Here is a 22,733-nt window from a genome sequence, read left to right on the forward strand (position 1 = left end):
AACGGTATGCTCAGCTTAGCCTCCTGCGTCCCTCCATCGCTCAAACATCAATTACTAGTACAGGAATCTCAACCTGTTATCCATCGCCTACGCCTGACGGCCTCGGCTTAGGTCCCGACTAACCCTGGGAGGACGAGCCTTCCCCAGGAAACCTTAGTCATTCGGTGGGCCAGATTCTCACTGGCCTTTCGCTACTCATACCGGCATTCTCACTTCTAAGCGCTCCACCAGTCCTTACGGTCTGGCTTCATTGCCCTTAGAACGCTCTCCTATCACTTGACCGAAGGTCAAGTCCACAGTCTCGGTAATATGCTTAGCCCCGGTAAATTTTCGGCGCGGAATCACTCGACTAGTGAGCTATTACGCACTCTTTAAATGGTGGCTGCTTCTGAGCCAACATCCTAGTTGTCTATGCAACTCCACATCCTTTTCCACTTAGCATATATTTAGGGACCTTAACTGGTGGTCTGGGCTGTTCCCCTTTCGACGATGGATCTTATCACTCACCGTCTGACTCCCGGATAAAAATCAATGGTATTCGGAGTTTATCTGAACTTAGTAACCCATGACGGGCCCCTCATCCAAACAGTGGCTCTACCTCCATGATTCTACGTCCGAGGCTAGCCCTAAAGCTATTTCGGAGAGAACCAGCTATCTCCAAGTTCGTTTGGAATTTCACCGCTACCCACACCTCATCCCAGCACTTTTCAACGTACACGGGTTCGGCCCTCCAGTGCGTTTTACCGCACCTTCAGCCTGGACATGGGTAGATCACCTGGTTTCGGGTCTACAGCAACCTACTAAAGCGCCCATTTCAGACTCGCTTTCGCTGCGGCTCCGGTTTTAATACCTTAACCTGGCAGGTTACCGTAACTCGCCGGTTCATTCTACAAGAGGCACGCTATCACCCATTAACGGGCTCTAACTGCTTGTAGGCACATGGTTTCAGGAACTGTTTCACTCCCCTTCCGGGGTGCTTTTCACCTTTCCCTCACGGTACTGGTTCACTATCGGTCACTAGGGAGTATTTAGCCTTGGGAGATGGTCCTCCCGGATTCCGACGACGTTTCACGTGTGTCGCCGTACTCAGGATCCTGAACTGAGGGTCATTGATTTCATCTACGGGGCTATCACCCGGTCTCGCCAACCTTCCCAGATTGTTCGATTATCAACGACTTTGGTAACTCAAATGTTCAGTCCTACAACCCCAATGAGCAAGCTCATTGGTTTGGGCTGTTCCCCGTTCGCTCGCCGCTACTGAGGGAATCGAAATTTCTTTATCTTCCTGTGGGTACTGAGATGTTTCAGTTCCCCACGTCTACCGCTAACCAGCTATGAATTCACTGATCAGCAACAGCTGATTAAAGCTGCTGGGTTGCCCCATTCGGAAATCTCCGGATCAAAGCTTACGTACAGCTCCCCGAAGCATATCGGTGTTAGTCCCGTCCTTCATCGGCTCCTAGTGCCAAGGCATCCACCATGCGCCCTTGATAACTTAACCTGGCATCACGACGTGATGCAAGTTAATTGAGTATTGCGATTTTTTCTAGTTAACAAACTCAAAATAACGCGGTGTTCTCGGCTGAAATTAAATTGCTTTAATTTCAATCATTACAGAAAATTAATATTATCTAGTTTTCAAAGAACCAAGTTCGGCACGTTCGTGCCAATGGAGAATAGCGGGATCGAACCGCTGACCCCCTGCTTGCAAAGCAGGTGCTCTCCCATCTGAGCTAATTCCCCAAGTTACTCCGGTCGCTGCGGCCGGTGGATGGGCCTAAATGGACTCGAACCATCGACCTCACGCTTATCAGGCGTGCGCTCTAACCAGCTGAGCTATAGGCCCAAAAGCGTAACCATCGTTTGAGAGTAGCCCTCTCAAAACTAAACAAAACTTTCGACATGTGCAGGCTTCCGTTTTTCCTTAGAAAGGAGGTGATCCAGCCGCAGGTTCTCCTACGGCTACCTTGTTACGACTTCACCCTAATCATCTGTCCCACCTTAGACGGCTGGCCCCAAAAGGTTACCTCACCGGCTTTGGGTGTTACAAACTCTCATGGTGTGACGGGCGGTGTGTACAAGGCCCGGGAACGTATTCACCGTGGCATGCTGATCCACGATTACTAGCGATTCCAACTTCATGTAGGCGAGTTGCAGCCTACAATCCGAACTGAGAACGGCTTTAAGAGATTAGCTTGACCTCGCGGTTTCGCGACTCGTTGTACCGTCCATTGTAGCACGTGTGTAGCCCAGGTCATAAGGGGCATGATGATTTGACGTCATCCCCACCTTCCTCCGGTTTGTCACCGGCAGTCTTGCTAGAGTGCCCAACTTAATGCTGGCAACTAACAATAAGGGTTGCGCTCGTTGCGGGACTTAACCCAACATCTCACGACACGAGCTGACGACAACCATGCACCACCTGTCATTCTGTCCCCGAAGGGAACGCCTAATCTCTTAGGTTGGCAGAAGATGTCAAGACCTGGTAAGGTTCTTCGCGTAGCATCGAATTAAACCACATGCTCCACCGCTTGTGCGGGCCCCCGTCAATTCCTTTGAGTTTCAACCTTGCGGTCGTACTCCCCAGGCGGAGTGCTTAATGCGTTAGCTGCAGCACTGAAGGGCGGAAACCCTCCAACACTTAGCACTCATCGTTTACGGCATGGACTACCAGGGTATCTAATCCTGTTCGCTACCCATGCTTTCGAGCCTCAGCGTCAGTTACAGACCAGACAGCCGCCTTCGCCACTGGTGTTCTTCCATATATCTACGCATTTCACCGCTACACATGGAGTTCCACTGTCCTCTTCTGCACTCAAGTCTCCCGGTTTCCGATGCCCTTCTCCGGTTAAGCCGAAGGCTTTCACATCAGACCTAAAAAACCGCCTGCGCTCGCTTTACGCCCAATAAATCCGGACAACGCTTGCCACCTACGTATTACCGCGGCTGCTGGCACGTAGTTAGCCGTGGCTTTCTGGTTGGATACCGTCACGATGTGAACAGTTACTCTCACACCCGTTCTTCTCCAACAACAGAGTTTTACGAGCCGAAACCCTTCATCACTCACGCGGCGTTGCTCCATCAGACTTGCGTCCATTGTGGAAGATTCCCTACTGCTGCCTCCCGTAGGAGTTTGGGCCGTGTCTCAGTCCCAATGTGGCCGATTACCCTCTCAGGTCGGCTACGTATCATCGCCTTGGTGAGCCGTTACCTCACCAACCAGCTAATACGCCGCGGGTCCATCCTAAAGCGACAGCCGAAGCCGTCTTTTAAACTCAAACCATGGGGTTTGAGTTGTGATACGGTATTAGCACCTGTTTCCAAGTGTTATCCCCTACTCTAGGGCAGGTTACCCACGTGTTACTCACCAGTTCGCCACTCGTCAACCATTAAATCAATTCAATGCAAGCACTGAAAATCATTAATAGTGACGCGTTCGACTTGCATGTATTAGGCACGCCGCCAGCGTTCGTCCTGAGCCAGGATCAAACTCTCATCTTAAAATGGTTTTAAAATGATAAGCCTGTTAATAGCTCATGATTGAAAATTTATTCTTGGTTTTTACGAATTGACTTCGCAAATGTTTGGTTCCGAAATGTTTCGGAACGCCCTGCACATTTGTTTGTCGAAAATTTTGTTCAGTTTTCAAAGAGCTACTTCCGTTGTCGGAAGCGCTTGTTCATCGCTTTTGACAACTATTTAATATTATCATGACTGCGAATAAGTGTCAATGACTTTTTTAAATTAGCTAACTTTTGAAAAATGAACTTATCAAAAGCCGCACCAAATAATATACCGGTTTTTGCCAACGATGTCAACAAAAAAAGCAAATCAAATTCGATTTGCTTTCGGAACTTATTTAACTCGGGCCAAATAGTAATGCTTTTTGCCTCGTCTAGCGATCACAAACTTCCCATCAAACTTGGCTGCCGGATCAATTACAAAATCAACGTCTTGAACCTTTTGCCCATTAATTCGAATAGCCCCATTCTTAATATCTTCTCTGGCTTGACGCCTAGACGGTTCGATCTTTGTCGCGTCCACTAACCATTGAACAATATCGAGCGGTGCTGCTGACACTTCAACTGTTGGCATATTTTTAAATCCCTGTTCAATTTCTGCCGTTGTTAACTCTGAAACATCCCCCGAAAAGAGGGCCGCCGAAATATGTTCTGCCTGCTCAACGGCTTGCTTGCCGTGAACAAACTCAGTCACTTCCTCAGCCAACCGACGCTGAGCTTCTCGTTTTTCTGGCTGAGTTTCTACTTTTTTAGCTAATTCAGCGATTTGACTTTGATTCAAGAACGTAAAGTACTTCAAGTAACGAATCACATCCCGATCATCTTGATTAATCCAAAATTGGTAGAATTCATAAGGGGTGGTCTTTTCCGGATCAAGCCAAACATTGCCACCCTCTGATTTACCAAACTTAGTCCCATCAGCCTTAAGTAATAATGGAATTGTCAGCCCATACACCTTTGCGTCGGCCCCTTCCACTTTGTGAATCAAATCAGTACCAGACGTAATATTCCCCCACTGATCGGCACCGCCCAATTGGACCTGAACATCGTGATGGCGATACAAATGCAAGAAATCAATTGATTGCAAAATCTGGTAAGTAAATTCTGTATATGAAATACCAACTTCCAGCCGACTTGCTACAATTTCCTTATTCAACATCGTGTTGACATTAAACAGCTTACCATAATCACGAAGGAACTCTAACAGTGACAATTTAGAAAGCCAATCATAGTTATTAACAATTTCAAATTTGCCATCTTGACCAAACAATTTTTCCATTTGACCCGTTAATGCCTTTTGATTGTGTTTAACCTGATCCATGGTTTGAAGCACCCGCTCTGACTTTTTACCACTAGGGTCGCCAATGGCCCCCGTTCCGCCGCCGATGACAATAACTGGATGATGGCCCGCTAGCTGAAACCGTTTCAGAATCATAAATGGAATTAAATGCCCGATATGCATGCTATCACCAGTGGGATCAATCCCGACATAAATTCCAACTGACTTTTGATCGACCAATTTATTCAATCCCTCATGGTCAGTTTCTTGGTTAATGGCACCACGCCACTTCAATTCGTCCAAAATGTTCATTAAAAATCCTCCTTGTAAAATAAAATAATCAAAACCAGGCGATTAAAATCAAAAACCAAATGGCCCTTTTTTCAATTGACGGCTACTTTGCACAAGCATCGACTTTTACCCAGCCGGCTTTCCAAATAAAAAAGTCCCTGACAATTTAATGCCAGGGACGAAATTTCCGCGTTACCACCCAAGTTATTGCTGCTACAGCAATCTCTCAACTCATTGGTAACGAAATGACTCGCTAAGTATTAATTAGAAGACTCAACAGCTGTAAATTCATTAATTAACCGCTTGGCTCACACCTGCCGCCAAGTCTCTGAATTCCCAAATTAACTAACTACATCGGCTGCTTCAACGTCCAACAACAATAAGTTTATGATAATGTGTCGCTGATTAGTTGTCAATGGCAATTCCGCCAAATTTAAAGCTGACCGCGAAGCATCTGTTGATAATAAAGTCCTTCATTAGACCGATAGTGGCTAAACTCGCTTGGAGACATCGTCCTTGTTTTAGTCAAGGTCCACTTTGCCAATTTGGCATCAAACGACCCAATCCGCGTCGAATAGTTCCCCCCCATAATGGTCTGCTTTTTGAAGACACTTCTAAGCGAGGCATCTGGGTAATTATATAAGTCTTTAGTCCCAAATGCATGCCCTAATTCATGAATCACGACAGCTCGTTGCTTTTGGGTGCCATACCGATTCATCCAGGAAGTGTTTAAAGCAATTACCCCGCTGTTAATTTCTGCCATCCCGGCGACATCGCCGCCAAGCTTATTAGTTCCTGTGAATACTAATCTCGAGCCTGCCAGACTATTTGTCGGCCTGAGTACTTTTTTACCCAGCGCTTTATTCCAGCGATTAGCAGCATAATGAATGTTTGCCTGATACTTCTTGGCGTCAGATTTCACGTAATACTTGATAGTCCCCTTATAAGTCAAATTTTTGTTAGTATGCATCGCACTGGTAAATTTAATGGTCGTAGCGGCAGCTGTTTGCGTCTGAGTCGTTGCAGTCGCACCAATTAATCCAATCAATCCGGCCATCATCACAACAAAAAAATGCTTAAAGTTAAACATTTAATCCCCCCTGAATTAATGTCTTGTTTTCATATCCTCCCAAAGCCAAAGGCCAATTGGTTCACCTTTGCTTCCCCGTAACCATAATATATCATTGCTTCGTCACCTGCCTCAACTTTAAACTCTAAGATTTTTCAAACTTTGTTCACAAAAAGTTCAAAGCCTTGTTTAGTTGAGTTTTCCAAGCTAAAATCCTAGAATAAAATTGAGAAAACAATTCAAGTAAATTTAATCATTATCTTATAGAAAGAAAGCGACTTAAATGCTAACAATTGAATATGAAAACGGTGGTGCCACAGAAACAATTCAGTACCATTCCGCAGAAGACTTTATGGCTAATCAACGACTAGAAGTTCCCGATCTAGAGGATTACTATAAAATCAAACAGGCTACTTTAGACGGCAAGCCAATTGAACTCGACGATAAAACAATTATCGGGTTATATAAACACTTTGATGACGAGGGCGAGTAATCGTTGATTGGTCAAAGAAGCAGCGATTAATATGTTTTATCCGTATTTCCAATCTCTACGGTCCTCGTTAGTTCAAGACGATATCCAAATAAAAGAACAAGTCAGCTTCATTTCTAATACAAATGGTAGCTGAACTTGTTCTTTTTGATTGGTGCTATCTAACAACAACGGCCGGACATCTTCGCTGATTTTTATTTAACATCTCGAATTTCAAAAAATGTCTGCCCGTTTCGATCAATCACGCCATAAACCCGCTTAGTACGCTGTGCATTGAAATAACCAAAGTCGATAACCGTCTGATCATCGCTGATTTCAACGCCTTTTAGCTGTTTTTTCAAAAATTGACGTAGTGCCGGAATTTGAGCATCAAATTCTTTAGCGTGATCCACCGCCGCTTGCAGGGTAAATCCTTGTTGGATAAACCGATTAATATGAAAAATTAAAAACAATGTATGTAATGAATATTGTCGGGACACGCCCTTCTTCTGGTCAATCGGTGAAATGTAGTTCTGGCTTTCCCAATATCGCAGCTGGCGGCCGGAAACACCAGTAATTTGCTGTACTTGGCCGATACCGAAAATCAACTTATTGGTATCAATGAACGGTTCATCCGAATTTAACTCTGCCATCATAACCCACCTAGTTTAAGTTTGACGTTGAACGCTTACATTATTGGCTATTATATCAGACCATCCTTGATCGGCAAATAGCCATCCAAGATCTTCGATAATAGCATTGGCTTTATTAATCAGACCCCATCCAGCTCATTGACATCGACTTATTGCAACTATTTGGTATAATTCATGGAAGAAAGGACTGAGTTTCATGGGATTTTCACCACGGCTAATTGTTGCTGATGTTTCACTCATTTTATCAATCTTAATTGCCTTTTTTGTCCAACGCTCATCATTTCCCGACAACGTCAAAGTTGGTTTTGTCATTCTGGCTGGCATCTTTTTGTTAGTTTCGGTCATTATCAACGTTGTCGAAGCCAATCAGCGGAGAAAAGATAAAAAATAACAAAAATTCCAAGAACTTCCTGGCAAGTCGCCATTAGTTCTTGGAATTTTTAGTTAGTCTTAATTTCTTAATAAGATGCCTAGTTGACAAATCACTAGTCATCGTTTTCTTCGTACAACTTTATCAATCCATGGGTTCCCAGATCCCCCAGATGGTACTCATTAACCATTTGATCATATAATTCTTTGGCTTTTTGAGTAGCCGGCAGGTTAATCTTCATTTCGTCAGCAACGTTCAGCGCAATTCGCAAGTCTTTTAAGAAATGCTTGGCAGCAAACCCCGGCTGAAGGTCCCCAGTCAGGATTCGGGGCGCGTAATTAGCCATACTCCAATTAGCAGCGGCCCCACCATTAATCATTTCAATAACTGCATTCAACTCGAGGCCAGCCTGCTTTGCATAAACAAGTGATTCAATCATTCCCGTCATCGTCCCAGTAATCATAATTTGATTAGCCATCTTGGCATTTTGTCCCTGTCCTGCTTCGCCAAAACGATGGATACTGCTCCCCATCGCTTCAAACAATGGCATCGCTTTTTCATAATCAGCTTGACTGCCACCAACCATAATTGTCAGGGTTCCGCGTTGCGCACCAACATCACCACCAGAAACTGGCGCGTCCAAGGCCCCAACTTGATGCTGTTGGGCATGGTTAGCAATTTTTTTAGCAAGCGTTGGTGAACTTGTGGTCATATCAATGAGAAGTTCACCCGAATGCGTCCCACTAAAGATCCCTTGATCACCAAAGTAAACCGCCTCGACATCCGCTGGGAAACCAACGATGGTAATCACAACATCACTTGTTTGAGCAAGCCGCTGGGGTGTTTCGACCCAAGTTGCACCATCATCTAAAGCAGTTTGGGCATGTGCCTTAGTCCGATTATAAACAGCAACTTGATATCCAGCCGTTAATAGGTTATGGATCATCCCAGTCCCCATAACCCCCGTTCCAATAAACCCAATTTTCATTTCTATCACCTCAAAAAGTATAGTGAGCGGAGCAAAGCGATTAGAAAGCGGAGCCTAAGTTAACTTGGCCGGAAATCCCGGGCTTGGATTTTTGGGCAAGTTGACTTAGGTGCAGCTTTCTGCTTGGCGGAGCTGTCCTAGTATAGTGAGCGGAGCAAAGCGGTTAGAAACTGGAGCATAAGGCATCTTGGCCGGAAATCCCGGGGTTGGATTTTGGGCCGAGATGTTTTATGCGGAAGTTTCTGCTTTGCGCAGCTGTCCTAGTATAGTGAGCGGAGCAAAGCGGTTAGAAAGCGGAGTGTAAGTTTACTTGCCCGGAAATCCCGGGCTTGGATTTTTGGGCAAGTAGGCTTACGCGCAGCTTTCTGCTTTGTGCAGCTGTCCTAAGAGTAAGTGAGCGGAGCCAGGCGTTTAGAAAACGCCAAGTAGGCTAAGCGTTTCACGGCCGTCGGAGCCTAAGCTTACTTGCCCGGAAATCCCGGGTTCGAATTTTTGACCAAGCCAATTTACACCCAACTTTCTACTTTGCATCCCAACTCTAAACTCATCGATTTTTAACGCGGGAAAGCAGCGGTCGCCACCAATCCAAGTGAGCTGCATACCAGTCAACGGTCTCGGCCAGTCCCGTTTTAAAATTAACTTTAGGTGCCCAACCAAGCTGGGTTCGAATTTTATCGTCGTTGATTGCGTAAAGTTGATCATTTGCAGGCCGGTCACGAACAAATGCAATCTGAGTATCTGCCACCCCTAATCGTTTAGCAATGAAAGAGACAATTGCCAAATTCGTGCGGTACTGATGGGCAGCAACATTATACACTTCACCGGCCACGCCATGTCGCAACACCATATCAATTGCCCGACAATTATCCACCACGTTGAGCCAGTCACGTACGTTTTGACCGTTTCCATAAACTGGCAGCTGTTCACCAAGCATCCCCTTGGCGATCATTAACGGAATGAGTTTTTCAGGAAATTGATACCGGCCATAATTATTGGCAGACCGCGTGATACTTACATTTAGACCATAGGTTTTGAATGCCGCTAAGACCAGCAAATCAGCACCCGCTTTAGTCGCGGCGTATGGTGAACTTGGATTTAAGGCCGATGTTTCTAAAAACTGCTCTCGACCTTTGGCACTGCCGTATACTTCATCGGTTGAAACCTGAACGAATTTCGAAATGCCTTTTGCCCGAACGCAGTCAAGAAGGACACTCACCCCCGCAAAATTGCTAGCGACAAATGCCTGTGAATTTAGAATCGAGCGATCAACATGTGACTCGGCCGCAAAATTGACAATTGCATCAATTTGGTATCGATCAATTGCTGCATTGACTGAAGCAGAATCGGTAATATTGCCGTGAACAAATGCATATCGAGCATCATCCTCAATATCGCGATTGTTTTCAAGATTACCAGCATAGGTCAAACAGTCAAAATTAACGATGCGCTCAACTGAACTATGAGTTAACAGATAATGGATAAAATTAGAGCCAATAAACCCAGCCCCACCGGTCACTAATAGGTGCATGTCATCCCTCCATTGCCAAACCAAGTTTCACCATTAATCTAACACACTTTGACCTGCTAGAAAAATATTGTGCGAAAAGTGAGCGAAGCAAAGCGCTTAGAAAGCGGAGTGTAAGTTTACTTGACCGGAAATCCCGGGCTTGGATTTTTGGGCAAGTAGGCTTACGCGCAGCTTTCTGCTTTGCGGAGCTGTCCTAGTAAAGTGAGCGGAGCCAGGCGCTTAGAAAGCGGAGCATAAGTCTCCTCTAACATAAATTCCCGAGCTTGGAATTTGTGTTAGAGGTGCTTATGTGTAGCTTTCTGCCTGGCGTAGCTGTCCTAGTAAGTGAGCGAAGCAAAGCGCTTAGGGATCGGAGTGTAAGACTCCTCGGACAGGAATATTCCCGGGCTTGGAATTTCTGTCTGAGGTGCTTATACGCAGCTTTCTGCTTTGCGCAGCTGTCCTAAAAAAAGTCACCCAGAGATCAAATCTCCAAGTGACATTTACCCCGTTTGAAATTGTCTGAACACCCTAATCATCCACATCAACTGCATCCTCATTAACCCAGTACTTGGTCGCTTTATTCGAGGCAGATGATCGAATTCGATAGAAGTCTTCAGTTTCTGACTCGCCGTCATCATCGCGATAATAAGCTTTTGCCTTCATATCAACATATACCCGTTTGCCAACTTTTGCCTTTAGCTTAGACCAAGCATAGCTTCGGTTGTGCTTCTTAGCACCCGGAACATAACGATAAAGTCGTTCTTCTCGATAATCATCATCCAAACTAGTCCGAAAGTTTACCTTGCTATAACGCACCCGATAAACCCGGTTGGGACTAAAATCCATTGGTTTAATCTCAAGGGCATCATTTGTTGAAGCCGCAACGTATTCCTTATCAGCTGTCGTGGCAATATGATTTGATTTTGCATCCGTGGACGTCCGAACGGAAACTTTATCCTGATTGTCGATACTCATCGAAAATCCCACGATACTAATAGGTATTAGTAATAGCAGACCTGCATCTACCAATAATCGCTTTTTCATTACTATATCACCTTCCACTGTTAACTTTACTGATTGAATCATATCTTATCAATACCATAATCATACCTGAATATTAGCGAAAAGTCATGAATGATGTTTGAATTTTTTAGGACTTTTTTATCATCATGATTAGATTATCCAAAAGCAAACCCCCATCAACTTGTTTGTCAATGGGGATTTCTTAATTTCATAATCGTCAATTGTCATTTATTAAGGATTTGTTGGCGCTAAACGGGCGTTAACTTACTTCATATCATAAGCTTCTTGGAATAATTTAACCAAATCCTCCTTGGTTCCTTTTCGAGGGTTTGAAAAAGCATTCCCATCCTTCAAAGCATTTTCAGCCATTAATTCAAAGTCTTCTGGTTTTGCACCAATTGACTTAATACTTCGTGGAATATTAACGTCGTCACACATTTGACGCATTGCTTTAATCGATAAATCAGCTGCCTCACGAGTTGATAAGCCAGCCGTATTTTCACCCATAATCTTAGCTAATTGGGCAAATCGTTCCGGTGCAGCAATAATGTTGTATTTTTCGACGACTGGCAATAACATTGCGCAACAAACCCCATGCGGCGCGTCATATTGACCGCCAAGCTGGTGGGCCATCGCGTGAACATAGCCTAAATCAGCATTATTAAACGCCATCCCGCCAAGCATTTCGGCTTCGACCATCTTCGTTCGCGCCTCAATATTATGCCCATTTGCGTATGCTTCCCGCAGGCTTTCCTCAACTAATTTGATAGCTTGAATGCACTGTCCGTCGGTAATTTCGTTACGATTGGTTGAAACGTACGGCTCAATCGCCTGGACAAAGGTATCCATTCCGGTTGCCGCAGTGAGCCCCGCTGGTACATCCAGCATTAACATTGGATCATTAAACGAAACTAACGGCACGTTGCGCCAAGAAACAACAACAAATTTTAATTTGGTTTCTTCATTGGTAATCACGCAATGCCGGGTTAATTCAGAAGCCGTTCCAGCTGTAGTATTGACTGCCATCAGAGGTGGTAATGGGTTTTCAAGAGTTTCAATTCCGGCAAGTTGGGTAATATCATCCCCATTGGTCAAAATAATGCCAATGCCCTTACCACAATCATGCGATGAGCCGCCGCCAACCGTGATGATACTGTCGCAGTCGTTACTTAAGTAAACTTTCTTTCCTTCTTGAATATTGCGAATTTTTGGATTAGGTTCAACCCCATCGTAAATAACGTAAGGAACGTTGGCAGCTTCTAGCGAACTAAGGGTTTGAGCAACTGGGCCACTATCCATTGATTCCAACGTTTTATCAGTCACAACCAACGGTTTATTCATATTTAACATTTTAGCCCGGTCGCCAATCTTTTTGATAACCCCACTGCCAAAAAAGTTCACGCTTGGCATTAAAAAGTCAAAATTTTCTTTCATGATAACTTCCTCCCAGAACTAGCTTATAATTTTAAATCCGGCTTCATCGTAACATGATCGCCTCGGCATGTAAACAAATTCACAAATATTTGTCCAACTTTTATTTGCCGTGAAGATCGCTAACAAGCAGTTGATAAATCAAGATATATCACCAGTTAAGCGAATGATTACAAACCAGTTTTAATGGTAATTAACGAGAATGTACGTCGCAATTGTGAAGCAAATAACGACAGTTTTTAATCTCACATTGAACTTCACCAAAAAATAGACTACAATACAGTAAATTAATTTTTGCTAAAACATTGATGAGAAGAGTAGCATCCCTAACCAGTTGATAGAGAGCTTCAGTTGATGAAAAGAAGCCTGGTAAGTCATGTGAAGATGAACTCGGAGTGACGTAGTTGTTAATTGGCAACTACATCGTTAGCACACGTTACCGTGCAGAGTATCCCAATTTGGGGTACTTATTGAGTTCGGCACTGTAAGGTGTCGATGAACTCAGGTGGTATCGTGAAAAGCCTTCACCCTGAACAATGGTTAACATTGTTTTGGGTGAAGGCTTTTTATTAAACTTTTATTTATGGAGGATTTAGATAATGACCAAATCACGTTTTGCTATTGACACTTTGCTCGTACAGGCCGGTAATCGAGGTAACCATGATCAACACCACGCCATTTCAACGCCCATTTACTTAAGTTCTAACTTTCGGCATCAAGACTTGGCAGATGTTGAAAACTTTGATCCTCATAAACAATATTCCTATTCAAGACTTGCCACCCCAACGAGACGGGTACTAGAATCAACCTTGGCACAATTGGAAGGTGGTGCTCACGCCTTTGCGCTAAGTTCCGGAATGGCCGCCATTCAATTGGTCTTTTCTTTGTTTAAAACCGGCGATCAAATCGTAACGTCCGATGATCTTTACGGCGGCTCATTTCGCTTCTTTGATTATTTGACCGATCATTATGGCATCCACTTCACTAAGTGGAACGGTAAAGACTACCAGCAGCTCAGTCAATTAATCACTAAAGACACCAAAGCAATTTGGCTAGAGACGCCTTCTAACCCAACCATGAAAGTCATCGATATTAACCAGGTGGCTCAAATTGCTCATCAAATTAACCCAAAACTACTGGTTTGCGTGGATAACACCTTTTTAACCCCGGTTTATCAACAGCCCATCCAAGAAGGCGCCGATCTGGTGGTTCACAGTGCAACCAAGTATCTGTCTGGTCATAATGATATGTTAGCTGGCGTTGTCGTGGCTAAATCTGCTGAAATTAGCGATACCCTTGCATTTAACTTCAATACGACCGGCTCAACCTTGGATCCCTTTGACTCTTGGCTATTACTGCGAAGTTTAAAAACACTTTCGGTTAGAATGCAGCGGCATACTGAAAATGCAACGCGCGTCTCGGCAGCCCTGGCTAAATTACCGCAAGTCGAAAAAGTGCTTTATCCTGGTGTTGGCGGTATGGTTAGCTTTTATGTCCAAAATCATGACCAAGTCGAGCAACTTTTCAAACGGCTCAAGATTATTTCATTTGCTGAAAGCTTAGGTGGCGTCGAGAGCCTATTAACCATTCCAGCTTTACAGACTCATCACGACATGAGCGAGACCGCTCGATTGAAGTTAGGAATTACCGACAAATTGCTGCGACTATCCGTTGGTTTGGAAAATGCCAACGATCTCATTGCTGATTTAAAGCAAGGGCTCGCAGACTCATAAAAACAGCAAAAGGGATGATCACGATCGATACCTCCCAAGCAAAAGTTTTTACTTTAACTTGGGGAGTATACCTCACAGCGATCATCCCTTTTGTACTGAATGCTTCTCAATTTCATTGCTTCCGATTGAAAATACTTAACAAATCGTCTTCGTCTGGGTGATCAGCTAACTTGACATAGAAATTAGCAAACGCCAGTTGAGTATATGGCTGCACCCAAAGTGACAGGACCCCAAATGAAAATCCTTCTAAGATGTACCATCCCAAGAAGCTTAGAATCAAAATGAAATACTCAAATTTATGACCATTCATCATCTGCCGACTCCGACGAATTGCTTCAAAGTAGCCAATGGGGCTGCCTGCGTCCAATGCGTCTCGATAGATATTCAAAGCCTGAACGTAAGCAAAGCTTTTGATAATTCCAGGAATCACAAACAACAATGACCATAAAAAGGTTAAAAAGGTGGTCAACACGCCCATAATAATTGCGGCAACTAAATATTGGCCGTTATTAAGAATTGTAAACGACTTGGTCACTGGCATCTCAAATTTTGCCCGATTGCGTAATAAATCAATGCTGGCAAAGGCCATTCCCGCTGATAACAATCCAATAATAATCGCTAATCCCGTTAAAATCAGCAACACCTTCATTAAGGCCTCAGTTGCCGGATTAAATTGACCTTGAAGTAACTGGTGATAAGTGGTTAAGAAACTCGCTGATTGAAAATCAAGCGTCGCGTCCGCTAATGAATAACCAAATTGCAGAATGATCACTGGCAAAAACAAGACCACGAAAAACGGGAAATGACTTGCAAGCAGCCGCCGAGCTTCTAATTTCAAACTAATTCGATCCATAAGTCCTCCTTTGAATCTAAAACGCTAAATATGGTTAGTTTACGCTTTTGAGTGTCGAGATTGAACCCATTTATGGGTCATTTTGTTCAAGCCAACCACAAGCAAGAACGCAATCAGTGCGTAAATAGCGCCGCCAGGGCCAACCATTCCTAAGCCGAAGTGAGAAACAATCACGCCGCCAGTCGCCGACCCTAACGCAATGCCAAAGTTTGAAAAAATTGAATTCAAAGAAGAAGCCAACACAATGGATTGAGGATAATCATTCTCGGCAACCTGCAGAAAGAAGAGCTGAATCGGTGAATTAATAAGTGGCATGGTTAAAATGACCAGAAAAAGTAAAATTGCCCCTAGCCAGCTAAATTTAAAGACTGCCGGCATTAACATCATTAACCCAAACTGGGTGGTAAAGACAATCGGCATTGCCCGCAGTCCGGGACCTTCACTCAGTTTTCCACTCGCCAAATTCCCGATGATATTAGAAATACCAAAAACGGCTAAGAGGATTGTCAGCGTCCCAATCGAAAACTGAAGTTGCGTCGTGATAATTGGCCGCAAATAAGTATAAAAGACATATATCGCAGCCAAGTTAAACATTGGCAACAACATGCCAACTCGAATACGTTTATCGGAAAAAAGCGAAATTTGTCCTCGAATACTACTTTCCTTAACCTTCAAATCCCGAGGCAAACTTAAGAAGATGAATGCCATCGTCACTAGGCTAATGAGAATGACGGTTAAGAACGACATCCGCCAGCCAAAATTAGTGGAGATAAAAGTTCCCAGGGGCACGCCGACAACTGAAGCAATGCTAAAGCCGGAAAAGACCCACGACAACAGCCAGCCCCGTTTTGACATCGGTGCAATGTAGCCGGCAAAGGTTAACCCCAGTGAAATGGCCACCCCGGATACGAGCGCGGTTACAATACGAGAAATTGCTAAAAAGATAAAGCTGGTAGCTAAAAAGCTCAGGATGTTACCTAAAGTAAACACGCCCATCATTACCAGTAATCCAGCAAACAGATTGTATTTACTAATTAAAATGGTGATAAACGGCGTACTGACCGCGTAAACAATTGCAAAAATCGTCACTAAGTATCCCACCGTGGCAACCGGTGTATTAAATTGCGCACCTAGATCGTCTAAAATCCCAACGATCAAAAATTCACTGAACCCCAATACAAACGCAATTAGTACCAACACAAAACTTTGGACTTTAAACTGTTTCATCGATTTTCATCTCCTTCAAAGTAATAGTGAGCGGAGCAAAGCTTAGAAGCTGGAGCCTAAGGTTACCCGGCCGGAAATCCCGGGCTTGGATTTTTGGGCGGGTAGCCTTAGGTGCAGCTTTCTGCTTTGCGCAGCTGTTTTTTGATTCACAACTTTTCATATATTACAGGTTTTTCAGCATCCTGACTAGCATGAAGTTTGATAAAAACGCTCCCAAAAGTTATTTTAACTTAACTGTAATATTCTTTTACTCTAATCATTTGAATTGACGCTAACTTCCAATATATCAAAGCATAATAAAAGCTGAGCAACTATTTTTAGTCGTCTCAGCCTTATTTACGCTTATTCAGATTTATCTATCACTTGATCGTTGATTCTGACCAAATACTAATGGCCGCGGGAATCCTGTTTAAATCAACTGGCGACACAGTTCCATTACTTCCCACTCTAACCAGAACCGGCAATAAAGTTGGGAGTGTATATAAGTTCAGCTTAGACAGCACCGTCTGATACTGTTCATTTCCTACCAAATCGACGTCGAGGTAATCAATAATGACTGAATAGCGTGCCGCGGCGGCTACCAGTCCAGGTACAACCGCTCGGCTCAGCTTGTCTTTAGCTGAACCAATAAAGACGATGATCGGCTGATGTTCATAGATACTTTGACTTATTTCTGCCAGCGTAATTGGCTTAATAAATCGTGATGTTCGTAAGCGCCGTTGATATTTTCGCTTCTCAAACGTCAAAAGGACTCGTTCAAATAACTGCCAATGAAATTGCTTTGACAGCAGGAGTAACCCCATTAATGGTAACGCCAAACTATAATTGATTAGGTTAAGGAGAAACGCGCTAACAGATTGAAATAAAATTGAATAAAACCCACCGGGAACAAATATTGTCGCATAATCAGCCCGGCTGGCTGGAAATGAACGCCACCAATTATCATTAAGTATCTTGTCATCATCGTCGGGTTGGTAACCAATTTGAAATATAATTTGTTTTAGCCAGATTGAAGAAACGGGAAATAAGATGAGCGCATTAATCACATTATAGCCATCAAACAAAAGGGAAGGCTGGCCTCTCCCATCGGCCATATTTAATCGATTGGCCAACCAAAAGATCAAAAAACAAATCAGACTCCATTTCAGAGTTACTAGCCATTTAATTGCGATTCTTTTCATGATAATCACCTCAGTGAGCGGAGCAAAGCGCTTAGAAAGCGCCAAGTAGGCTAGGCGTTTCACGGCCGTCGGATCCTAAAGCAACTTGGCCGGAAATCCCGGGCTTAGATTTTTGGACAAGTGGCCTTAGGTGCAACTTTTTGCTTTGCCCAACTATCCCAAAAACTATGTACAAAAAAAGCCGACGATTATTATTTCGCCGGCTCTTTCTCTTGAACATCAACTATTTTAAGTCGTTCTCCACAGCTGATGCTTTATGAGATATTCCACTAGTCAAAAAGCATCACCTCCTTTTTTGATTGTCCATAATATACAACCTTCCAAGAAAAATTGCAACCCATATGATCTACTCAGTCATCCAAGTCATTTTCATGGTCATCTTGTAAGGCATCCTCATTAACCCAATATTTCTGGCCAGTCTTTGATCCCAACTGAATTCGGAAGAATGTCTCGTGTTCAGTCTCATGGTCATCTTCATCTTTGAAAGTCGCAACTGCCCGTTTATCTACATAAGCTTTTGTCTTAGTAGACACATTTTGAGCATCCCATGAGTAAGTCTTATTCCGATCCACTGTTCCAGGTACATATTTGTAAAGATGCTCCTCATAATATTCGTGATCAAGATAAGATGTAAATGAGCGATCTTCATAGCGAACCTTTAATGCCTGCCGTCCAGTTTGATTATCAACGGCCGTTGAACTGCTCTTCGAATTATTTGATGCAGCAGTTTGTGAACTGCTTGAAGAACTGGACTTAGACTGTCCCTGACGACTACTATTTGAACAACCAGCCAAAACAACCGGGATCATCAATAGTGTTAAAACAGTCGTTAATGTCTTTTTCATTCAGATAGCCTCCCTTAATTGGTAAGTTATTAATAACTTTCTATTTTAATTATAGAGGGTTGGGCTATCAATTACGACTAAAAGCCTAAAAAGTTTCTTCTCCAAGCGCTGAACTAGAATTTCAATGAGTTGCGTACCCTTAATCTAGAACGCTGTAAGAATATTTGTGATAAATCTTGCTCGTTGGAAAAACATGGTAAGTCCCAACGCCCTTATACTTAATCAAAACTTTTTTATACGAACCATCAATTAACTTTTTCTTGGTTTTATACTGACCGAGGTCCTTAGTCGAAGACTTAGTTTGATTAAATGAATACCACGATCCCCATTTTGAAACACCTAATTTACGATAACCGCTCTTAGATGGACTGTAAGTTTTACCATTGTATGTGAAACTATGGGGGGTAATCTTGATAACATTAAACTTCTTGTCACCTCGGTACTCATACCAAGTCCCGCGGAGGGCTTTCGGGGTGGTTGTAGAAGCACTCGCTTGGGCCTTAGCTGGATTAGCTGTCAAACCGATTCCAAGAACAATCATTGCTGCAAACAAGAACGAAGCAATTTTTTTCATAAAGACGCCTCCTTGCCAAAAAGTATATCATGGATTAAACTCATTCGATTTAAACATCAGACTACATTTCCTTTACAAAAAAACAGCCATTGTCATAATGTTCAATGGCGTTACACCGGGAATTCACGGAACTCAATGAAAATAGATAAGCAATAAAATGAAAACAGTTAACCCTTCTTTTCATCAGTATTACTGTTTTGCTACAAAAGTAAACGCCGCGAAACAATAATCAGCGCATCATCATTTTTAACACTAACTTCAAATCCAGAAGTCATGCTAGAAGAGACCGCCGCTCCGATTATTAACCACTTAATTTCGTCAGCCTTATACATTCATATATATCGACAAAAACATCGTCAACGTTCCTGCCATCACAAAGAAATGCCAAATTAAGTGAAGCCCCGGAATTTTAGGGAAACTATAAATAACAGCCCCCACCGTGAAAATGACACCGCCAGCCACAAGGAGCCAAAAACCGCTAAGACTTAAATTGGTATACAAGGCCTTCCCCAAAAACATACAAAGCCAACCCATCAACACGTAAATCGTTGTTTCCGTTTTTTGGTACCTGCCATGAAATACAATATGGCTAATAATTCCGCCAATTGCTAATGTCCAAACACTTGCTAATAACACATTGCCCCAAAAATTATTAACAAAAATAACACAATAAGGCGTATAAGTCCCAGCAATCAACAGGAAAATATTACTATGATCTAAAATCTGAAACACACGTTTTGCCCTCGTAAAGACAAAACAATGCAGAAGTGTTGAAGCCAAATAAAGTGATAAGACGGTAACACTGTATATCACAAGGCTAGTAATTGCTAGCATCGATAAGCCATCATGCTCGGCTTTGATAATTAATAACCCTGACAAAATTGCACTAATGACAAAAGAGACGCCATGCGTCACGGCATTTAATACCTCGTAAACAATGCGTTGTCGGGTTATTTGAATCATCTGTTTTTTCATAATGACGCCTCCTAGTAACATTATAGTATGATGTATTGGTCAATAAGTCAAGGTGACATAGATATAATATCTACATACTTTATTTTTAAGTTTTACTATGTCATAATAGCGGTAATTGATTAGGACAGCTACGCAAAGAAAGCTGCGCATAAGTATCTTGGCGAAAAATTCCAGGCCCGGGAATTTCCCGCCAAGGAGTCTTACACTCCGCTTTCTAAGTGCTTTGCTTCGTTCACTTTTTTAGGACAGCTGCACAAAGCAGAAACTTCCGCCTAAAACATCTTGGCCAAAAACCCAAGCCCGGGATTTCCGGCCAAGATGCCTTATGCTCCAGTTTCTAACCGCTTTGCTTCGCTCACTTTTTTTAGGAGGGACTCAATGCTCAAACAAACCGTTAGTCATCAACTTTCAAAAATTGTATTACCACATTATCAAGAATTACCAAATATTGATTTATATATGGACCAAGTCATTGACCAAGTCAATCAATTCTTAGTGCCACTCACCAATACAGCCATCACTAAATCAATGATTAATAGTTACGTCAAAAATGGGTTGGTCGCTCGTCCTGTCAAAAAGCGATATTCTCGCGATCACATTGCGACAATTTTAGTGATTAGTATCTTAAAACAAATTCTTTCACTAGATTCAGTCGCCGGCGCAATTAAAATTGCCCTCACCCTTAAGCCGCTTGCTAAAGCTTATGATCAATTTATAACGGTCGTTAATTCGGAATTAAAGAAAGCAGCAAAGACACCAGTTTCTGCCGAACAGTATCAAACCATTGCGATTCAATCACTACTATATAAGTTAATCGTAGAAGACGTTATCCGCCAAAGCGTTTCGAACTGAAAAAGCTATCTCAAGAAAGAAGGTGCGAGGCAATTCCCCTCCAATTCAAACCGAGGGGTTGCTTGCCTCGATATTTAAATGAAAATAACCATTATCCAACACGTCGCTTTTGAAGTCCCCGGATTAATTGACGAGTGGATTGCGACCAACCATCATCAACGCCAACTCGTCAAGCTATTTGAAACTGATTATCAACTTCCCGAGCCGAATACCATTGATTTTCTGATTGTTCTTGGCGGACCAATGAGTGCCAATGATGACTTAAACTGGATCCGAGCAGAACGCCAACTCATCAAACAAGTTGTCCAAGCTGGCAAACCAATGTTAGGCGTTTGTCTTGGTGCCCAGCAGTTAGCCAAGGCGTTTGGCAGCCAAATTATCCCTACGGCAAAAGAAGTCGGCTTGGGGGCCGTCGAATCGACAAATATAGCCCAACGGATACTAGGTGCTAAGACAAGTTATCAAGTCCTGCATTGGCACGGTGAAGGCTTTGAATTACCTGCCGGCGCCCAACAATTATTTACCAGCCGGTATTGGCAGAATCAGGGCTTTGAATTGGGGTCCGCAATCGGCTTGCAATTTCACTTGGAGTCCACCCCTCAAACGCTTGCTGGCTTGATTGCCGCTGATCAACCGTTTTTGATTGGTTCAGTGCTGGGTGAATCAGCTGATCAACTGCGGCAATTGCCATTTGACCTCAATTGCCGGACACTCTTATTTACGATTTTAAATCACTTGGCTTGCCGCCAATAATTGCTGCTCAAACCCTGTATCAAAGTATTACAGAGTCATTATTCTTTGAAATTATTTTGGCCTATTGTATACTTAATTTGGATTTAAGAAGCCCGCCAATTCAGGATTGTTACGCAAAAAAAGCGTTCAAAGAATTGGCTTTTTTCCTATTTAATTTGTATAAGAAAAAGTGGGCAGTAAATAAGTCATATTAGATGCGATGTTCCTTTTGAGCATCGCTTCTTTTCATTTAAGGAGTTGAGCAATATGGATAGGCCTGCATTAAAAAAAGACGCAAAAAGCATCTTAAATAGTCATTTTTCCTTTTATTTTTTACTTTGGCTACCAGTTTTTATTCTCGAAGCGATTGGAGCGATTCTATTTTACCCAGACGATCCAACAAACGATGCCCTAACAACTTCTGAAGATATCGGATTATTTTTAACGTTCTTAGCTGCCCTCATGGCAATTGGGTTGTTTTTCGTTAGTATTGACGCAATCAGGCAATCGCTGCAATACGATCAACCCCTCCAAAAATCATTTACCCTTTTTTCCCGCGGTGAATATTTCCTAGGAACCTTATTAATTTATATTTTGATCTTTATCTTTTCGTTTCTCTGGAGCTTATTGTTGATTATTCCTGGCATTATTAAATCGATGGCTTACTCTCAAGCTTATTACATCTACCGGGATGCGATCGATAAGGGTGAATCAATTGGCTATCTGGAGGCAATTACCCGTAGTCGGCAATTAATGGATGGCCATAAGTGGGAGTACTTCGTCATGTCACTAAGCTTTATCGGCTGGGGCTTATTGGTTGCCTTTACGGCTGGCATTGCCGCTATTTGGGTTCAGCCTTACATGGTTTTGAGCTTTGCGAACTTTTATAATGAGCTGATTGAGCAACAAACGGCCGCAAATTCTCAACAACCGCCGGTAACCGACCCGCCGTCGACAACCACCCCAGATCAATTATCTAATGACCAAACGCCTAAAGCTTAACCAGTAATCCCTAGTCTTCCACAAATATCGGGCAGCTGTTCAAAGCAGCGGTTTCTGCTAACGCCTTTCCTAAAAATGGGAATTCCCGTTAGCGGAAATTGATGGGCTAGTTTTTAATGCTTTGATTCGCTCACTTCCTGATTGTGGTACCATGA

Annotated in this window: 19 protein-coding genes, 2 tRNA genes, 2 rRNA genes and 1 other annotated feature; of the genes, 6 read left to right on the forward strand and 17 right to left on the reverse strand. The window is 43.1% G+C overall.

Annotation, left to right across the window (positions count from 1 at the left end):
* The 6 genes from YK48G_RS02365 to YK48G_RS02390 all read right to left on the reverse strand — a co-directional run.
* Positions 1 to 1,501 (reverse strand): 23S ribosomal RNA (locus YK48G_RS02365); the annotation flags it as partial.
* A 169-nt stretch (positions 1,502 to 1,670) separates the two neighbouring features.
* Positions 1,671 to 1,743, reverse strand: a tRNA-Ala gene (locus tag YK48G_RS02370).
* A 29-nt stretch (positions 1,744 to 1,772) separates the two neighbouring features.
* A tRNA-Ile gene (locus tag YK48G_RS02375) sits at positions 1,773 to 1,846 on the reverse strand.
* An 82-nt stretch (positions 1,847 to 1,928) separates the two neighbouring features.
* Positions 1,929 to 3,501 (reverse strand): 16S ribosomal RNA (locus tag YK48G_RS02380).
* A gap of 354 nt (positions 3,502 to 3,855) precedes the next feature.
* On the reverse strand, positions 3,856 to 5,112 hold the full coding sequence (tyrS, locus tag YK48G_RS02385) for a tyrosine--tRNA ligase (RefSeq protein WP_203629115.1): 1,257 nt from the start codon (positions 5,110 to 5,112) through the stop codon (positions 3,856 to 3,858).
* Between the two features lie 150 nt (positions 5,113 to 5,262).
* Positions 5,263 to 5,467 (reverse strand) — a binding site (T-box leader).
* A gap of 57 nt (positions 5,468 to 5,524) precedes the next feature.
* A complete protein-coding gene (locus YK48G_RS02390; RefSeq protein ID WP_203629116.1) occupies positions 5,525 to 6,181 on the reverse strand; it encodes a snapalysin family zinc-dependent metalloprotease in 657 nt (218 codons plus the stop codon).
* Between the two features lie 262 nt (positions 6,182 to 6,443).
* Between YK48G_RS02390 and YK48G_RS02395 the strand changes: the two genes are divergently transcribed.
* Entirely contained in the window at positions 6,444 to 6,653 is a 210-nt protein-coding gene (locus YK48G_RS02395; RefSeq protein WP_203629117.1) for a DUF4649 family protein, read from the forward strand.
* A 191-nt stretch (positions 6,654 to 6,844) separates the two neighbouring features.
* On the opposite strand, the gene YK48G_RS02400 is transcribed toward YK48G_RS02395, so the two are convergent.
* Positions 6,845 to 7,282 carry a MerR family transcriptional regulator gene (locus tag YK48G_RS02400; protein ID WP_203629118.1) on the reverse strand — a complete coding sequence of 146 codons (438 nt, stop codon included), beginning with the start codon at positions 7,280 to 7,282 and terminating at the stop codon, positions 6,845 to 6,847.
* A 196-nt stretch (positions 7,283 to 7,478) separates the two neighbouring features.
* Between YK48G_RS02400 and YK48G_RS02405 the strand changes: the two genes are divergently transcribed.
* Entirely contained in the window at positions 7,479 to 7,673 is a 195-nt protein-coding gene (locus tag YK48G_RS02405; protein WP_203629119.1) for a hypothetical protein, read from the forward strand.
* 94 nt (positions 7,674 to 7,767) lie between these two features.
* On the opposite strand, the gene YK48G_RS02410 is transcribed toward YK48G_RS02405, so the two are convergent.
* From YK48G_RS02410 to YK48G_RS02425, 4 genes are all read right to left on the reverse strand, one after another.
* Entirely contained in the window at positions 7,768 to 8,640 is an 873-nt protein-coding gene (locus YK48G_RS02410; protein ID WP_203629120.1) for an NAD(P)-dependent oxidoreductase, read from the reverse strand.
* Between the two features lie 544 nt (positions 8,641 to 9,184).
* Positions 9,185 to 10,168, reverse strand: coding sequence for a dTDP-glucose 4,6-dehydratase (gene rfbB / locus YK48G_RS02415; RefSeq protein ID WP_203629121.1), 984 nt, complete (start codon positions 10,166 to 10,168; stop codon positions 9,185 to 9,187).
* Positions 10,169 to 10,678: 510 nt separating this feature from the next.
* On the reverse strand, positions 10,679 to 11,194 hold the full coding sequence (locus YK48G_RS02420) for a hypothetical protein (protein ID WP_203629122.1): 516 nt from the start codon (positions 11,192 to 11,194) through the stop codon (positions 10,679 to 10,681).
* A 243-nt stretch (positions 11,195 to 11,437) separates the two neighbouring features.
* Complete coding sequence (locus YK48G_RS02425) at positions 11,438 to 12,607, reverse strand: iron-containing alcohol dehydrogenase (protein WP_203629123.1); 1,170 nt, start codon at positions 12,605 to 12,607, stop codon at positions 11,438 to 11,440.
* A 596-nt stretch (positions 12,608 to 13,203) separates the two neighbouring features.
* Here YK48G_RS02425 and YK48G_RS02430 point away from each other — a divergent pair.
* On the forward strand, positions 13,204 to 14,337 hold the full coding sequence (locus YK48G_RS02430; RefSeq protein WP_203629124.1) for a trans-sulfuration enzyme family protein: 1,134 nt from the start codon (positions 13,204 to 13,206) through the stop codon (positions 14,335 to 14,337).
* Positions 14,338 to 14,449: 112 nt separating this feature from the next.
* On the opposite strand, the gene YK48G_RS02435 is transcribed toward YK48G_RS02430, so the two are convergent.
* The 6 genes from YK48G_RS02435 to trhA all read right to left on the reverse strand — a co-directional run bounded on the left by YK48G_RS02435 (position 14,450) and on the right by trhA (position 19,992).
* Positions 14,450 to 15,190 (reverse strand): DUF975 family protein, encoded by a 741-nt coding sequence (locus YK48G_RS02435; RefSeq protein WP_203629125.1) that lies wholly within the window; start codon positions 15,188 to 15,190, stop codon positions 14,450 to 14,452.
* Positions 15,191 to 15,229: 39 nt separating this feature from the next.
* Positions 15,230 to 16,417 (reverse strand): MFS transporter, encoded by a 1,188-nt coding sequence (locus tag YK48G_RS02440; RefSeq protein WP_203629126.1) that lies wholly within the window; start codon positions 16,415 to 16,417, stop codon positions 15,230 to 15,232.
* A 359-nt stretch (positions 16,418 to 16,776) separates the two neighbouring features.
* On the reverse strand, positions 16,777 to 17,598 hold the full coding sequence (locus YK48G_RS02445; RefSeq protein WP_203629127.1) for a hypothetical protein: 822 nt from the start codon (positions 17,596 to 17,598) through the stop codon (positions 16,777 to 16,779).
* Positions 17,599 to 17,948: 350 nt separating this feature from the next.
* Positions 17,949 to 18,443 carry a hypothetical protein gene (locus YK48G_RS02450; RefSeq protein ID WP_203629128.1) on the reverse strand — a complete coding sequence of 165 codons (495 nt, stop codon included), beginning with the start codon at positions 18,441 to 18,443 and terminating at the stop codon, positions 17,949 to 17,951.
* A 139-nt stretch (positions 18,444 to 18,582) separates the two neighbouring features.
* Positions 18,583 to 19,017, reverse strand: a complete 435-nt coding sequence (locus YK48G_RS02455; RefSeq protein WP_203629129.1) for a hypothetical protein — start codon at positions 19,015 to 19,017, stop codon at positions 18,583 to 18,585.
* Between the two features lie 324 nt (positions 19,018 to 19,341).
* The gene (gene trhA, locus YK48G_RS02460; protein WP_203629130.1) at positions 19,342 to 19,992 is read right to left on the reverse strand and encodes a PAQR family membrane homeostasis protein TrhA; all 651 of its coding nucleotides are present in this window, start codon (positions 19,990 to 19,992) and stop codon (positions 19,342 to 19,344) included.
* Positions 19,993 to 20,370: 378 nt separating this feature from the next.
* Between trhA and YK48G_RS02465 the strand changes: the two genes are divergently transcribed.
* The 3 genes from YK48G_RS02465 to YK48G_RS02475 all read left to right on the forward strand — a co-directional run bounded on the left by YK48G_RS02465 (position 20,371) and on the right by YK48G_RS02475 (position 22,578).
* Complete coding sequence (locus YK48G_RS02465) at positions 20,371 to 20,844, forward strand: DUF1836 domain-containing protein (protein WP_203629131.1); 474 nt, start codon at positions 20,371 to 20,373, stop codon at positions 20,842 to 20,844.
* Positions 20,845 to 20,922: 78 nt separating this feature from the next.
* Complete coding sequence (locus YK48G_RS02470) at positions 20,923 to 21,597, forward strand: type 1 glutamine amidotransferase (RefSeq protein ID WP_203629132.1); 675 nt, start codon at positions 20,923 to 20,925, stop codon at positions 21,595 to 21,597.
* 246 nt (positions 21,598 to 21,843) lie between these two features.
* The gene (locus YK48G_RS02475) at positions 21,844 to 22,578 is read left to right on the forward strand and encodes a DUF975 family protein (RefSeq protein WP_203629133.1); all 735 of its coding nucleotides are present in this window, start codon (positions 21,844 to 21,846) and stop codon (positions 22,576 to 22,578) included.
* Positions 22,579 to 22,733 lie beyond the last annotated feature (155 nt).

The sequence above is a fragment of the Lentilactobacillus fungorum genome (assembly GCF_016860605.1).
Classification (GTDB): domain Bacteria; phylum Bacillota; class Bacilli; order Lactobacillales; family Lactobacillaceae; genus Lentilactobacillus; species Lentilactobacillus fungorum.